The 14,285-nt window shown below is 66.5% G+C and carries 13 protein-coding genes; 10 read left to right on the plus strand and 3 right to left on the minus strand.

Annotation, left to right across the window (positions count from 1 at the left end; genetic code table 11):
• Positions 1-262 precede the first annotated feature (262 nt).
• Positions 263-1,252 carry a fumarylacetoacetate hydrolase family protein gene (locus IMX13_RS08235; protein WP_111186697.1) on the plus strand — a complete coding sequence of 330 codons (990 nt, stop codon included), beginning with the start codon at positions 263-265 and terminating at the stop codon, positions 1,250-1,252.
• Positions 1,253-1,266: 14 nt separating this feature from the next.
• Entirely contained in the window at positions 1,267-1,935 is a 669-nt protein-coding gene (gene maiA, locus IMX13_RS08240) for a maleylacetoacetate isomerase (protein ID WP_193396172.1), read from the plus strand.
• A 32-nt stretch (positions 1,936-1,967) separates the two neighbouring features.
• On the opposite strand, the gene IMX13_RS08245 is transcribed toward maiA, so the two are convergent.
• The 3 genes from IMX13_RS08245 to IMX13_RS08255 all read right to left on the minus strand — a co-directional run bounded on the left by IMX13_RS08245 (position 1,968) and on the right by IMX13_RS08255 (position 5,987).
• Complete coding sequence (locus tag IMX13_RS08245; RefSeq protein WP_193396173.1) at positions 1,968-3,464, minus strand: UdgX family uracil-DNA binding protein; 1,497 nt, start codon at positions 3,462-3,464, stop codon at positions 1,968-1,970.
• Complete coding sequence (locus IMX13_RS08250) at positions 3,445-4,728, minus strand: putative DNA modification/repair radical SAM protein (protein ID WP_065182510.1); 1,284 nt, start codon at positions 4,726-4,728, stop codon at positions 3,445-3,447. The genes IMX13_RS08245 and IMX13_RS08250 overlap by 20 nt, the downstream gene beginning before the upstream one ends.
• A gap of 131 nt (positions 4,729-4,859) precedes the next feature.
• Positions 4,860-5,987 carry a PilT/PilU family type 4a pilus ATPase gene (locus IMX13_RS08255; protein ID WP_053516991.1) on the minus strand — a complete coding sequence of 376 codons (1,128 nt, stop codon included), beginning with the start codon at positions 5,985-5,987 and terminating at the stop codon, positions 4,860-4,862.
• A gap of 121 nt (positions 5,988-6,108) precedes the next feature.
• Here IMX13_RS08255 and IMX13_RS08260 point away from each other — a divergent pair, with 121 nt between their 5' ends.
• From IMX13_RS08260 to IMX13_RS08295, 8 genes are all read left to right on the plus strand, one after another.
• The gene (locus tag IMX13_RS08260; protein WP_053516990.1) at positions 6,109-6,474 is read left to right on the plus strand and encodes a DUF4398 domain-containing protein; all 366 of its coding nucleotides are present in this window, start codon (positions 6,109-6,111) and stop codon (positions 6,472-6,474) included.
• A complete protein-coding gene (locus IMX13_RS08265) occupies positions 6,471-7,355 on the plus strand; it encodes an OmpA family protein (RefSeq protein ID WP_065182509.1) in 885 nt (294 codons plus the stop codon). Before IMX13_RS08260 ends, IMX13_RS08265 begins: the two co-directional genes overlap by 4 nt.
• Positions 7,356-7,679: 324 nt before the next feature.
• Positions 7,680-7,916, plus strand: coding sequence for a YdcH family protein (locus tag IMX13_RS08270; protein WP_053516987.1), 237 nt, complete (start codon positions 7,680-7,682; stop codon positions 7,914-7,916).
• 304 nt (positions 7,917-8,220) lie between these two features.
• Complete coding sequence (locus IMX13_RS08275) at positions 8,221-9,591, plus strand: pyridoxal-phosphate dependent enzyme (RefSeq protein WP_053516986.1); 1,371 nt, start codon at positions 8,221-8,223, stop codon at positions 9,589-9,591.
• Between the two features lie 123 nt (positions 9,592-9,714).
• Positions 9,715-10,887 (plus strand): cystathionine gamma-synthase, encoded by a 1,173-nt coding sequence (locus IMX13_RS08280; protein WP_193396174.1) that lies wholly within the window; start codon positions 9,715-9,717, stop codon positions 10,885-10,887.
• A gap of 8 nt (positions 10,888-10,895) precedes the next feature.
• The gene (locus IMX13_RS08285; protein ID WP_227255365.1) at positions 10,896-12,194 is read left to right on the plus strand and encodes a glycosyltransferase family 4 protein; all 1,299 of its coding nucleotides are present in this window, start codon (positions 10,896-10,898) and stop codon (positions 12,192-12,194) included.
• Positions 12,195-12,231: 37 nt separating this feature from the next.
• Complete coding sequence (locus IMX13_RS08290) at positions 12,232-13,026, plus strand: ABC transporter permease (RefSeq protein ID WP_111186692.1); 795 nt, start codon at positions 12,232-12,234, stop codon at positions 13,024-13,026.
• Complete coding sequence (locus tag IMX13_RS08295; RefSeq protein ID WP_053516984.1) at positions 13,023-14,285, plus strand: ABC transporter ATP-binding protein; 1,263 nt, start codon at positions 13,023-13,025, stop codon at positions 14,283-14,285. Before IMX13_RS08290 ends, IMX13_RS08295 begins: the two co-directional genes overlap by 4 nt.

Genomic DNA, 14,285 nt, shown 5'->3' on the forward strand with positions numbered 1-14,285 from the left:
CGTTGGCGCCATGGATGGCGCCATCGAGCCCCCAGGGATGGGTTTACGGCGTGTCCTGCCCGCCCACACCGCCCCGCCAAATCCGCAGACAACCCAGAGCCGGCTGTTGCCATTGACGTTGCCCTGGCTTGAAGCAGGTGCAGGGCGCAGCCCTGCCTGACCCCGCTACGGTAGGGTGGAGCGATGCGGCGCTGCAGCTTGGCGCCGCCCCATATTTGATTACACTTGAAACTTGTTTGCCCATGACTCCGGACACCCACCCATGAAGCTTGGTTCTTTGAAGGAAGGCGGCCGCGACGGCACCCTGATCGTCGTCTCGCGTGATCTGCGCCACGGCGTCCGCGCCACCGGCATCGCGGCCACCCTGCAGCAGGCCCTGGAGGACTGGAGCCGTGTCGCACCGCGCCTGAACGCGCTCTACGAATCACTGAACGCCGGTGACGCCGATGGCGTGTTCGACCTGGACCCGCAGACGCTGGCGGCGCCCCTGCCGCGCGCCTATGAATTCGTCGATGGCAGCGCCTACCTGCCGCACGTCGAGCGCGTCCGCCGCGCCCGCGGGGCCGAGGTTCCGGAAAGCTTCTACACCGACCCGCTGATGTACCAGGCCACCAGTGCCGGTTTCTACGGCCCGCGCGACGCGGTGAAGGTGGTCAGCGAGGAGTACGGCATCGATCTGGAGGCCGAACTGGTGGTCATCACCGACGACGTGCCGATGGCGGTCACCCCGGAGCAGGCCGCCGGCCACATCCAGCTGGTGGGTCTGGTCAACGACGTTTCGCTGCGCAACCTGATTCCGGGCGAGCTGGCCAAGGGCTTCGGCTTCCTGCAGTCCAAGCCGCGCTCGGCACTGTCGCCCGTGTTCGTCACCCCTGACGAACTGGGTGACGCCTGGCAGGACAACAAGGTGCACCTGCCGCTGGTCACCCACATCAATGGTGCGTGGTTCGGTGCACCGGAGGCAGGCGTGGACATGCAGTTCAACTTCGCCCAGCTGGTGGCGCATGCGGCCAGGACCCGTCCGCTGGGCGCCGGCACCATCGTGGGATCGGGCACCATCGCCAACGAGGACACCAGCAAGGGCGCTTCGTGCTTTGCCGAGCAGCGCACCGTGGAAACCCTGCGCGACGGCAAGCCCAGCACACCGTTCATGTCGTTCGGCGACGTGGTGCGGATTGAAATGTTCGACGCCGCCGGCAACAGCATCTTCGGTGCGATCGAGCAGCGCATCGAGCAGGCGGCCAGGCCCTGAGGAGGGACGCGGCGATGGAGATCCCGGTCGACGACGGCATCGTGCTGTACACCTACTGGCGATCCAGCGCCGCCTACCGCGTGCGCATCGGCCTGGAGCTGAAGGGCCTGCGCTGGGAGGCGCGCCCGGTTCATCTGCTGCGCGACGGTGGTGAACAGCACGGCGAAGCCTATCGCGTACTCAATCCGCAGGAGCGGGTGCCGACCCTGCTGCACGACGGGCAGGTGCTGACCCAGTCGCTGGCGATCCTGGAGTATCTGGACGAACGTTTTCCGCAGATGCCGCTGCTGCCGGCCGATGCGGCCGGCCGCGCCCGCGTCCGTGCGCTGGCGCAGCTGGTCGCCTGCGACATCCATCCGCTGAACAACCTTCGGGTGATGCAGCATCTGGAACGCGGCCTGCACCTGTCCGCCGAGGTCCGCACCCAGTGGACGCTGCAGTGGATCGCCGAAGGCTTTGCGGCCCTGGAAACCCTGCTGGCCGGGAGCAGCGACACCGGCACCTTCTGCCATGGCGACCGGCCCGGCCTGGCCGACATCTGCCTGCTGCCGCAGGTGTACAACGCACATCGCTTTGGTCTGGATCTGTCGCCGTATCCGACCCTGCGCCGCATCGAAGCCGCCTGCCAGGCGCTGGACGCATTCGAGCGTGCGCGCCCCGAAAACCAGGTCGACGCGGCCTGATTGCCGCTGCGATCGCCGGGCATGGTCCGGCGCTACCCCTCGCTGGTCGGTGGCAGCGCGGGGCGACGCCCGGTGGATTCCGCATCCCCGATGAGCAACTGCCGCAGGTCATCGCGGAACAGCCGGTAGGCGTCTTCTCGACGGACCTCGTCGGCCTGCCGCAACACCCATGCGGGATGCACCGTGGCAGAGCCACGGGTGCCATCCGGCAGGGTGTGCCAACGGGCGCGATCACGCGTCAGGCTGAAATGGCTGCCGAACACCGCCGACGCCGCCGTTGCGCCCAGGCACACGATGATCGCCGGCCGCACCCGCTCGATCTCGCCCAGCAGCCACGGACGGCAGGCCTGCACATGGCGGCCCTGCGGACGTTTGTGCAGGCGCACCTTGCCGCGCCTCTCGTGGTGGAAATGCTTCACTGCGTTGGTCAGGTACAGCGTGGAGCGGGCGATACCCAGCTCGGAGAGGGCACGGTCCAGCAGCGCGCCGGCAGGTCCCGCGAAGGGGCGTCCGCACAGGTCCTCAGTGTCGCCCGGCTGTTCGCCGACCAGCATCACCCGTGCATCGCCAGGCCCTTCACCGAACACCACCTGGGTGGTGGACTCCCACAGGGGGCACTGCCGGCAGCCCGCTGCCTGGCGCTGCAGGGTAGCCAGATCACTGGAGGGTGAGGGGACCGGGGATGTCGCCTGCCGCGATGGAATCCGCCGCTGGGGTGGCTGCGCCGGACGATCGTGCATGGCCTGCACGCGGTCGCCAGCATCGCGGATCAGCCCGGGCAGCAGCTGCGCCTCGGGCAGGTGCCGCCAGTACCGGGCAGGCATCTCCTGCTGCATCATCCGCGTGTTGAGGCGTGCGGGATTGAAGATGCTTGCGTAGTAGGTCTGCCAGAGCGTCTCGCGTGCGTCCTCCGCCGGCGCCTGCTCGCGGTGCCCGCCAGCGCCGAAGGACAGCGCCTGGCCATCCCAGTGCACGCTCCGGTAGGGGGTGAGGATGGCCCAGCGCATGCCAGCGAAGCGGCGTGCGAAGAACGCCGCGACCCGGTCGACGATCCGATGCTGCGGTTCGAACCATGCGATGAAGGCATCCTGCTCGCCGGGGATCTCGCGGAAGCGCACGAACGCCTTCATCTTGTGCGTGTCGCGGCGGACCGCCTGCGCCATCGTCATCGCGCGCAGCACATCGGCGTCGGTTGGATTGGAGAGCAGCGCGCGCTCGCCGTGCACGATCCGCCACAGCAGCCGGTACAGCAGTGGCATCGGCTGCGCATCGGCATGGCACAGGCAGGTGGAGGCCAGCTCAAGGAACGCACTCGGCACATGTGGCACGGAGGGCGTTTCCAGAAGCGGGGCCTGGGTCGCTGCAGGAGCATCCAGCAACGACCCGGCGCTGCTTTCCAACCAGTCCAGCTGCTCGGGCGACAGTCCGCGCAGCAGCGCTTCGCGCGCTGCACCCCGCCAGGCATCGAGCGACCACGGGGGATCGACCCGCAGCGACCAGCGCTGGGCGTCAGGCCGCCGGCGGTGCATCGAACAGCGATCCCTGGCGGGGCGGCGGCGCCAAACGCGCACGCAATGCCACAGGATCCTCCAGCGCCTTGCGTGGCTGGTGGTCAGCCAGCAGCACGAACGGCAGCAGCTTGCCCATCGGTGCCTTCAGCCTCGCAATGTCCGCCACCCGCAGCCGGCCATGGCGGCGCGCCATCAACACGCGTTTCACATTGCGTACGCCGAGCCCGGGAACCCGCAGCAGCAGTTCCTTCGGCGCACGATTGAGGTCGACCGGGAAGCGCTCGGGATGGCGGATCGCCCAGGCCATCTTCGGATCGATGTCCAGATCCAGCATGCCCCCCTGCGCGGTGTCGGTGATCTCTTCCACGCCGTAGCCATAGAAGCGCAGCAGCCAGTCCGCCTGGTACAGCCGATGCTCGCGCTGCAGTGGCGGCGGCTGTACCGGCAACTGCAGACTGGCGTCGGGAATGGGGCTGAAGGCCGAGTAGTAGACGCGGCGCATCCGGTAACTTCCGTACAGATTGTCGGCACTGCAGAGGATCTGCCTGTCGCTGGCGCCATCGGCACCAACGATCATCTGCGTGCTCTGCCCCGCCGGTGCGAAGCGCGGGGCTTTCGCTCGCGTCCGGCGCGGCGCGCCCGCGGTGATCGCGCGCGATGCCTTGCCGGCCTCCTTGGCCTCCTCGATGCGCCAGCGCAGCTCGCCCATGGCGCCGCGGATCGAGCCGACGGTCTTCTCCGGAGCCAGTTTCGTCAATCCGGCCTCGGTGGGCAGTTCGACATTGATCGAAAGACGGTCGGCGTGCCGGCCGGCCGCTGCCAGCAGTTCCGGCGATGCTTCGGGAATGGTCTTGAGGTGGATGTAGCCGGCGAAGCGATGTTCCTCGCGCAGCCGGCGGGCGACTTCCACCAGGCGCTCCATCGTGTAATCCGCATTGCGGATGATTCCGCTGGAAAGGAACAGGCCCTCGATGTAGTTGCGCTTGTAGAAGTCCAGGGTCAGCGCGACCACCTCATCCACACTGAAACGCGCGCGTGGCACGTTGCTGGAGACGCGGTTGATGCAGTACGCACAGTCGTAGACGCAGAAGTTGGTGAGCAGGATCTTCAACAGGGACACGCAGCGGCCGTCCGGCGTGTAGCTGTGGCAGATGCCCATGCCCTCGGTGCTGCCGATGCCACCGCTGGTCCGGGAGTCGCGCTTGCCGGACCCGCTGGAAGCACAGGAGGCGTCGTATTTGGCGGCGTCGGCAAGAATGGCCAGCTTGCGGAGGGTGTCCATGGCGGCACGCTACGCAGGGGCTGTCTCATTGGATGAGACAGCCCCTGAACTCTTCAGGATCTGCCGCCGGGCATGGCCCGGCGCTACCGATGCACTGGCACCACCGCCGGGCATGGCCCGGCGGGGGTGGATCAGAAGCCGTGGGTGATGCTCGGCTGGCCTGCTGAATAGTCGGCGTACGGGTCGTGCTCGCCGCTGCTGCCTTCGGAGAGGCGGAACTTCAGCGCCAGGCCGTCGCGCGAATCGGCAGCGCGCAAGGCTTCCTCCTGCTCGATCACGCCGGACTTGGCGAGCCGGAACAGGCATTGGTCGAAGCTCTCCATGCCTTCTTCCAGCGAGGCTTCCATCGCTGCCTTGATCTCGTGCACCTGGCCGCGTCGCAGCAGGTCGCGGATCATCGGGGTGTTGATCAGCACCTCGGTGGCTGGAAGACGGCGGCCGTCCTTGTTCTTCACCAGGCGCTGGCTGATCACCGCACGCAGGTTCAGCGCCAGGTTCATCAGCACGTTCTTGTGCGCGCTTTCCGGGAAGAAGTTGAGGATCCGCTCGATGGTCTGGTCGGCATTGTTGGAATGCAGCGTGGCCAGGCACAGATGGCCGGTCTCGGCGAAGGCGATGGCCGCTTCCATCGTCTCGGCATCCAGGATCTCGCCGATCAGGATGACGTCCGGTGCCTCGCGCATCGCGTTCTTCAGCGCATTGTGGAAGGCATGGGTGTCCAGCCCCACTTCACGCTGGTTGACGATGGACATCTTGTGCTTGTGCAGGTACTCGATCGGATCCTCGATGGTGAGGATGTGTCCGGTCGTGGTGCTGTTGCGATGGTCGATCATCGACGCCAGCGAGGTCGATTTGCCGGAACCGGTGGACCCCACCACCAGCACCAGCCCGCGCGGGGTCATGATGACGTCCTTCAGCACCTGCGGCAGGTTCAGCTCCTCGATGCTCGGGATCCGGCTGCGGATGGCGCGGATGACCATGCCGACCTCGCCCCGCTGCTTGAACACGTTCACCCGGAAACGGCCGGCATCGGCCAGGGCGATGGCCATGTTGAGCTCCAGCTCGCGCTCGAACTGCGGCACCTGGCCCTCGTCCATCAGCGAATAGGCGATCTTCTTGACCATGCCGGGCGGCAGGCCGGTGTTGCCCAGCGGGTAAAGCTTCCCCTCGATCTTGATGTAGACCGGTGCTCCGGTGGTCAGGAACATGTCCGAGGCGTTCTTTTCGGTCATCAGCTTCAGGAAGTAGCCGATATCCATCGCGAATTTTCCCCAACGAAACTGCCGGCGCCCGTTGCAAGCACGGCGCTGGCTTGACGACAATGGCCGTGAACCGACAACCGGTACGGCCTCCCCAATGAAACGACCTAGCTTCGCACGAATGCGCCACGGCCTGTATGTGATGGCGTTTGCATTCGCACTGTCTGCCCCCGCCTGGGCGCAGGACGGTGCGCTGGAACTGGCCCAGGCCCGGCAGGCGGTGGACAAGGCCACCCAGGCCGATGCCGACCAGTACGCGCCGGACCTGATCGATCTGGCCCGGCAGGGCCTGGAGCAGGCGCAGCGCGCCGCTGGCGATCGCCGCGAACGCAAGAACGCCCCGGCCATGGCCCTGCGCGCGGCGGCCGATGCCGACCTGGCCCGCGCCCGCAGCGAGGAGGCCACTGCCACCGCGCAGCTGCAGCTGCGCCGCAACGAGGTCAACCAGCTGCAGCGCCAGCTCTCGACCGGGGAGGACCGCCGGTGAAACCCGTGAACGCCGTAACCCTGGCCGTACTGCTGGCTCTGCCGACCCTTGCCCTGGCGGCCGACAACCCCGTGGTGGCCCAGCTGAGCCAGCGCCTGATGGCCATCCAGGCCAACCCGGACACCGCCGAACTGGGCGCCTTCGAGCGCATGCAGGCCCAGCAGGCCATTGCCACCCTGGACAAGGCCAAGCGCCGCGACCAGGAGTTGGCGACCTACCTGGCCCAGCGCCGGGTCGAGATCGCCGAGACCGCCGTACGCGCGGCCCTGGCCGCCCGTGAGGTCGATCGGCTCGAGCGGACCCGCAGTGACCTGCTGATCGAGGCGAGCCGCCGCGATGCCGCCCGCGCCCGCCAGGAGGCCGAACAGCTGCGCATGCAGGCGCAGATGCAGGCCGAGGAAGCTGAACGCCTGCGTCAGGCTGCCGAGGCCGAGACGCTGGCGCGGCAGGACGCCGAGAACGCGCTGACCAGCGTGGCCGGCAAGCAGCAGCAGCGATTGAGCGCGGCCCAGCAGAATGCGGCGAAACTGGCCCGCGAGGAGGCCGAGCTGGTGTCCGGGCAGAAGCTGCCGGGCTCGAAGTTCGACGGACGCGGCGAGGTCTTCACCTTCGCCGGTGATGCTTTCGGAGCGGGCGGCTCCAGTCTGTCCGCCGGGGCGCGCAACCAGGCCAAGGCATTGGCCGAGTACCTGAACATCGGCAAGAAGGGCCGGCTGCGCATCGAGGCCTACGACAGCGCCAACGGCGTCGGGCAGAAGCGCGCCGAGGCCCTGCGTGATGCACTGGTGGCGGGCGGTGTCGCCAGCAACCGCATCCAGATCAGCGGCAAGAAGGCGGCGTCGACCCGGGCGCGCTCGGCCGAGGTCATCATCGCCCCGTAATTGATTGATATTGTTTGTTTTTCGTTGCGTTGAGCATTCAGCCTGAACCCCGCCCCGGCGGGGTTCGGTCTTTTTGTCGCAGGGGTCTTGTACCCCGCCCGGAGCAGGCGTAGGGTCAATCGTCCGGGACGCAATGCCGCGGACCGGACGATGGGAGGGCCGGGCCGATGCAAGCAGGGCGCGAACCGCAGCAGACCGACGTGCGCAGGCCAGTGCCGCAGGTCGTTGTGCGCACCCATGCAGCCATCGAACGGCGCTCCTCCATGAACAACGCCCCGTGCCTTGCGGCCGGGGCGTTCGCGTATCTGTCGAAGGAGGTCCATCATGTTTGAAGATCAGCCCCAGAGCGAGATCGACGCACGTCGCGCGCGTGATCCGGAGTTCAGGGCACTCCATGACCAGCACCGCAAGTTGAACAAGAAGTGCATGGACGCGGAGTTGGGTGTACTCCCGATCGATGATGTCACCCTGGGTCGCATGAAGCGTGAGAAGCTGCTGGCCAAGCAACGACTTCTGCGAATGTACGAAACACCGCTCCCAACGACGTCCGCCACGCTGTGACGCACCTCGTCACGCCCGGAACGGCGTGATCCGGCCACAGAAGGCCCGGCCAGGCGCTCGCGCCCTGGCGTCGCGGTACCGCCGATGACGGCGGCCGCGCCAAGGCACCACAGGCGGTGGTGCCTTGGCCCGCACGTCCCTGTCTCATCGATGCGGACGGTACCGGTCTCCTCGTCGATCCGGGGCCGTCCGCATCCCTTTTCCGGCAGCGTCGCGCCCATGCCCGGACTGACCTGACTTTCAGCGCCATCCGTCGGATAATCATCTGTCCGGCCCTGTGTGGCGCGAACCGAAAGTCCTGCGAATGCCCATCCATTCTTCCGTCCTCGAACTCATTGGCCAGACCCCGATCGTCAAGGCCCAGCGCCTGGACACCGGTGTCTGCGAGCTCTATCTGAAGCTCGAGAACGCCAACCCGGGTGGATCGATCAAGGATCGCATCGGCCTGTCGATGATCGAGGCAGCGGAGAAGCGCGGGGACCTGAAGCCGGGCGCGACGCTGGTCGAGGGCACCGCGGGCAACACCGGACTGGGCCTGGCCCTGGTCGCCCAGCAGAAGGGCTACAAGTTGATCCTGGTCGTTCCCGACAAGATGAGCCGGGAAAAGATCTTCAATCTGAAGGCGATGGGCGCTGAAGTGCGTCTGACCCGCTCGGACGTGGCCAAGGGCCACCCGGAGTACTACCAGGATCTGGCGAAGACCATCGCCGAGCAGACGCCGGGCGCCTACTTCATCAACCAGTTCGGCAACCCCGACAATCCGGCCGCCCACGAATTCGGCACCGGCCCGGAGATCCTGGAGCAGATGGGCGGCGATCTGGACGCCATCGTGTTCGGCTGCGGCAGCTCGGGCACCATGACCGGCCTGTCGCGCGCCTTCGCCACGCTGTCGCCGAAGACCGAGCTGGTGCTGGCCGACCCGGTCGGGTCGATCCTGGCCGAGTACATCAACGATGGCGTGCTCAATGACAAGTCGGGCAGCTGGCTGGTGGAAGGCATCGGCGAGGATTTCCTGCCCTCGATCTCCGATTTCAGCCGTGTCACCAAGGCCTATGCCATCAGCGACGCCGAGAGCTTCCACACCGCACGCGAACTGCTGGGCAAGGAAGGCATCCTCGGTGGCTCCTCCACGGGTACCCTGCTCGCCGCCGCACTGAAGTACTGCCGCGAGCAGACCACGCCGAAGAAGGTGCTGGTGCTGGTGTGCGACACCGGCAACAAGTACCTGTCGAAGATGTACAACGACTACTGGATGCTGGACAACGGCTTCCTCGAGCGCCCGCAGCACGGCGACCTGCGCGACCTGATCCTGCGCCCGTACGGCCAGCGCGACACCGTCGTGATCGGCCCGAATGATCTGTTGACCACCGCCTACCAGCGGATGAAGCTGTACGACGTCTCGCAGCTGCCGGTGATGGAGGGCGACCAGCTGGTCGGCATCGTCGATGAAAGCGACGTACTGCTGCATGTCTACGGCGACGAGGCGCGCTTCCGGGATCCGGTGGCCACGGCCATGGTCAGCAAGCTGGACCGGCTGGACGTGAAGTCGCCGATCGAAGCCCTGCTGCCCGTCTTCGATCGTGGCCAGGTGGCGATCGTCATGGACGGCAATGCCTTCCTTGGCCTGATCACCCGGATCGATCTGCTCAACTACCTGCGGCGTCGCGTTCAGTAACGCGAAGATCGCAGACGATCGCAGCTGAATTCACGTTTATTCGCGTCAAAGGTTGTTAAGGCCGCGCTGATAGACTTCCGCTCCTTCGACGGCACCGTCCACCGGTGCCCATCAGGAATCAACATGTCCAACGCTTCTTCCCAGGATCGCGCGCTCGCCCTGGCCACCCTGGCCATCCACGGCGGCCAGTCGCCCGATCCGAGCACCGGCGCGGTGATGCCGCCGATCTACGCCACCTCGACCTATGCGCAGTCCAGCCCGGGCGAGCACCAGGGCTTCGAATACTCGCGTACGCACAATCCGACCCGCTTTGCCTATGAGCGCTGCGTCGCCTCGCTGGAGGGGGGAACCCGCGGTTTCGCCTTTGCTTCCGGCATGGCCGCCAGCTCGACCGTGATCGAACTGCTGGACGCCGGCAGCCACGTGGTGGCGATGGATGACATCTACGGCGGCAGCTTCCGCCTGTTCGAGCGCGTGCGCCGTCGTACCGCCGGGCTGGACTTCAGCTTCGTCGATCTGACCGACCTGGCCGCGTTCGAGGCTGCGATCACGCCGGCCTCGCGCATGGTATGGATCGAAACCCCGACCAACCCGATGCTGAAGATCGTGGACATCGCTGCGGTCGCCGCCATCGCCAAGCGCCATGGCCTGATCGTGGTGGTGGACAACACATTCGCCTCACCGATGCTGCAGCGTCCGCTGGAACTGGGGGCGGACCTGGTCCTGCACTCGGCCACCAAGTACCTCAACGGGCATTCGGACATGGTCGGCGGCATGGTCGTGGTCGGCGACAACGCCGAACTGGCCGAGCAGATGGCGTTCCTGCAGAACTCGGTGGGGGGCGTGCAGGGGCCGTTCGACAGCTTCCTGGCCCTGCGTGGCCTGAAGACCCTGCCGCTGCGCATGAAGGCGCACTGCGCCAATGCGCTGGCCCTGGCCCAATGGCTGGAAAAGCACCCGGCGGTGGACAAGGTGATCTACCCCGGCCTGGCCTCGCACCCGCAGCACGACCTGGCGACCCGCCAGATGGGCGGCTACGGCGGCATCGTCTCGATCGTCCTCAAGGGCGGTTTCGAGGCGGCCAAGCGCTTCTGCGAGAAGACCGAGCTGTTCACCCTGGCCGAATCGCTCGGCGGCGTGGAGAGCCTGGTCAACCATCCTGCCGTGATGACCCATGCGTCGATCCCGGTCGCGCGCCGCGAGCAGCTGGGCATCAGCGATGCGCTGGTGCGCCTGAGCGTGGGGGTGGAGGACCTGGGCGACCTGCAGCTGGACCTGGAACGGGCGCTGGGTTGAGCCGCACCATGGCCAGCAACGACGAAAGCCGGGGAGGGAGGCGGGCGCCACGTCGCATCGTCCACGCCCTGCGCGCCCGCCTGGGCGGGCTGCGCCGTTGGTGGCTTGCCCGCGGACTGGAGCAGGCACGTTTCCCCACGCTGCCCGCACCGGCCGCTGGCGACGCGCGCGGTGAAACGCTGGTCTTCCCGCCGACAGATCCCACCCTGGGGCCGGGCGTCAATCTGTACGGCTACATCCACGGCCAGTTCGGCCTGGGTCAGGCGGCACGGATGTATGCCCGTGCCCTGCTGGGTGAGGGATATCCGGTTGCGGTGAACGATGCCGCCCTCCGCATCCCGCACGCGTGCAATGACCACAGCCTGTCCGGTCAGCTTGGACGGGGCGCGCCGTATCCATTCAACCTGGTATTCGTGAATCCGGACCTGTTCGGTGAACTGGCGCCCCGCCTGCCGCGCGATACCTACACCATCGCGTTCTGGTTCTGGGAACTGGATACCGTGCCGGCCGCATGGCAGCGAACGCTGGAGCAGGTCGACGAAGTCTGGGTCTCCACCCGCTTCGTCGAGGATGCCTTCCGGCGCGCGACCGGCAAGCCGGTGGTGCGCATTCCGCATCCGATCGTGCCGCAGCCCGGCGCGGACCTGGCCCGGTCCAGCTTCGGCCTGGACGACGACGCCTTCGTGTTCCTGTGCAGCTTCGACTTCAATTCGTCGATCCACCGCAAGAATCCGTGGGCGGTGCTGGCGGCGTTCCGCGCGGCCTTCGATGGCGCACCGGACAACGTGCAGCTGGTGATGAAGTGCAGCAACGGCTTCCGCCATCCGCAGCGGCTGCGCGAGCTGATGCAGCAGGCTGCCGGTGATCCGCGCATCCTGGTACGCGACCAGGTGCTCGACGATGCGCAGCTGCACGCACTGCAGGAAACCGCCGATGCCTATGTCTCGCTGCACCGCGCGGAAGGGCTGGGGCTCGGACTGGCCGAGAGCATGGCCCGTGGCAAGCCGGTGATCGCCACCGCCTGGTCGGGCAATCTCGATTTCATGAACGAGGGCAACAGCTGCCTGGTGCCGTTCCGCACGGTGCCGATCCGCCCGGGGGAGTATCCCTTCGCCGATGGCGGCACCTGGGCCGAGGCCGACGTGCCGGCCGCGGCAGCGTGGATGCGCCGGTTGGCCCGTGAACCGGGCCTGGCGCAGCAGATCGGCGCGCAGGCACGCAGCGACATCCTGGAAACCATGAGCCTGCAGGCCGCCGCGACGGCCATGCGCGCTCGATTGCAGTCTTTGGAACGACACGACCGATGAACCCAAGAACCACCACCACCGGGCACGAGGATTGGACATGCTGGGTATGCTGAAAGCCCTGTGGAACTACCGCTATTTCATTTTTTCCTCGATCAAGAACGAGCTGCGGCTGCGCTTCATCCGCAGCCGCCTGGGCGCCCTGTGGATGATCATCCACCCGCTGATGCAGGTGCTGATCTTCGCCACGATCCTGTCCGAGGTGCTGGCCGCCAAGCTGCCGGGCATCGATGACAAGTACGGTTACGCGCTGTACCTGATGTCCGGCACCCTGTGCTGGACGATGTTCTCCGAGACCATCGGCAAGTCGGTGAACCTGTTCGTCGACAGCGGCAACCTGATGAAGAAGATGTCGTTCCCCCGCATCTGCCTTCCGTTCATTGCCGGCGGCACGATGCTGGTCAACAACGTGCTGCTGCTGGTGGCGATCTTCGCGGTGTTCGCGGTGATGGGCCACATGCCCACGGCCGAGGCCCTGTGGCTGCCGGCGCTGATGCTGCTGACGCTGAGTTTCTCGATGGCGCTGGGCCTGCTGCTGGGCGTGCTCAACGTGTTCATGCGCGATATCGGCCAGGTGGTTCCGGTGGTCCTGCAGGCATTGTTCTGGCTGACTCCCATCGTCTACCACATCACCATCCTGCCCGAGCGCGTGCAGGCGATCTTCCGGCTCAACCCGTTGCTGCCGCTGGTTACCAGCTACCAGAACGTGCTGCTGTTCGACAAGCCGCCGGTCTGGGGTGACCTGTTGTGGCTGATGATCGCCACGGTGGTGCTGGCATTGGCTTCGCTGGTGATGTTCCGTCGTGCCAGCCCGGAAATGGTGGATGCGCTATGAGTGGTGAACTGAAGGTCGACAACGTCGGCAAGGCGTATCGCGTCTGGACGAGCGAGTGGCTGCGCGCGGCCCGCTGGTTCGGTGTGCCGACGCGGCCCAAGGAAGAGAACTGGGTGCTGCGCAATGTGTCTTTCACCATCGCGCCCGGCGAAGCCGTGGGCGTGATCGGCCAGAACGGCGCGGGCAAGAGCACCCTGCTCAAGCTCATCACCGGAACCGCCCAGCCCACCGAGGGCCAGGTGACGCGGACCGGCCGCGTTGCGGCGATTCTCGAGCTGGGCATGGGCTTCAACCCCGACCTCACCGGTCGCCAGAACGCGTTCCACTCCGCAGGCCTGATGGGCTACTCGCAGGAGCAGATCGAAGCCGCGATGCCGGAGATCGAGGCGTTCGCCGAAGTGGGCGAGTATTTCGACCAGCCCGTGCGTACCTATTCCAGCGGCATGCAGGTGCGCGTGGCGTTTGCCGTCGCCACTGCATTCACCCCGGACCTGCTGATCGTCGACGAGGCCCTGTCGGTCGGCGACAGCTACTTCCAGCACAAGAGCTTCGACCGCATGCGTCGCTTCCGCGAGGAGGGCACGTCGATCATGCTGGTCTCGCACAGCCTCAGCGACGTGAAGGCACTGTGCGACCGCGCGATCCTGCTGGACAAGGGACGAGTGCTGAAGGATGGCGAGCCGGACGAGGTCATCGATTTCTACAACGCGCTGATCGCGAAGAAGGAAAACGAGACGCTTGCGGTCGAGCAGCGCCGTGGCAAATCCGGCTGGGTGACTACCCGGAGCGGGACCGGCCAGGCCCGCGTGGAATCGCTGCGACTGCTCGATGGCGAAAGCAGCCAGGAGGTCAAGCTGGCAACCGTTGGCCAGAAGCTCCGGCTTGAACTGAAGGCACAGGTCAGTGCCGACCTGCCCAGCCTGGTACTGGGGTTCATGCTGCGCGACAAGCAGGGCCACATCATCTGGGGCAGCAATACCTGGCATACCGGTCAGGTCCAGCGTGATGTGCGGGGCGGAGAACAGGTGGTCTACCACCTGGACTTCACCTGTACGCTGGGCCCGGGTTCCTACTCGGTGTCGCCGGCGCTGGTCAGCACCGAAACGCACATGGTCGACAACTTCGAGTGGGTGGACAACCTGCTGGTGTTCGACGTGATGAATGCCGACAGGACCACGTTCATCGGATCGAACTGGCTTGATGCTGCCTTCAGCGTCGAACGCAGCCGCGCATCGGCCGATGGTGTGCAGGCGGACTGA

Origin of the sequence: Stenotrophomonas sp. B2 (assembly GCF_014947095.1) — a bacterium.
Taxonomy (GTDB): domain Bacteria; phylum Pseudomonadota; class Gammaproteobacteria; order Xanthomonadales; family Xanthomonadaceae; genus Stenotrophomonas; species Stenotrophomonas maltophilia_P.

What these genes read in the sequence shown, in the direction of transcription:
- IMX13_RS08235 (WP_111186697.1), top strand. Translation starts at nt 263, where the DNA reads ATGAAGCTTGGTTCTTTGAAGGAAGGCGGCCGCGACGGCACCCTGATC.
- IMX13_RS08270 (WP_053516987.1), top strand. Translation starts at nt 7,680, where the DNA reads ATGTTTGAAGATCAGCCCCAGAGCGAGATCGACGCACGTCGCGCGCGT.
- IMX13_RS08285 (WP_227255365.1), top strand. Translation starts at nt 10,896, where the DNA reads ATGGCCAGCAACGACGAAAGCCGGGGAGGGAGGCGGGCGCCACGTCGC.
- IMX13_RS08260 (WP_053516990.1), top strand. Translation starts at nt 6,109, where the DNA reads ATGCGCCACGGCCTGTATGTGATGGCGTTTGCATTCGCACTGTCTGCC.
- maiA (WP_193396172.1), top strand. Translation starts at nt 1,267, where the DNA reads ATGGAGATCCCGGTCGACGACGGCATCGTGCTGTACACCTACTGGCGA.
- IMX13_RS08275 (WP_053516986.1), top strand. Translation starts at nt 8,221, where the DNA reads ATGCCCATCCATTCTTCCGTCCTCGAACTCATTGGCCAGACCCCGATC.
- IMX13_RS08255 (WP_053516991.1), bottom strand. Translation starts at nt 5,987, where the DNA reads ATGGATATCGGCTACTTCCTGAAGCTGATGACCGAAAAGAACGCCTCG.
- IMX13_RS08290 (WP_111186692.1), top strand. Translation starts at nt 12,232, where the DNA reads ATGCTGGGTATGCTGAAAGCCCTGTGGAACTACCGCTATTTCATTTTT.
- IMX13_RS08295 (WP_053516984.1), top strand. Translation starts at nt 13,023, where the DNA reads ATGAGTGGTGAACTGAAGGTCGACAACGTCGGCAAGGCGTATCGCGTC.
- IMX13_RS08280 (WP_193396174.1), top strand. Translation starts at nt 9,715, where the DNA reads ATGTCCAACGCTTCTTCCCAGGATCGCGCGCTCGCCCTGGCCACCCTG.
- IMX13_RS08250 (WP_065182510.1), bottom strand. Translation starts at nt 4,728, where the DNA reads ATGGACACCCTCCGCAAGCTGGCCATTCTTGCCGACGCCGCCAAATAC.
- IMX13_RS08245 (WP_193396173.1), bottom strand. Translation starts at nt 3,464, where the DNA reads ATGCACCGCCGGCGGCCTGACGCCCAGCGCTGGTCGCTGCGGGTCGAT.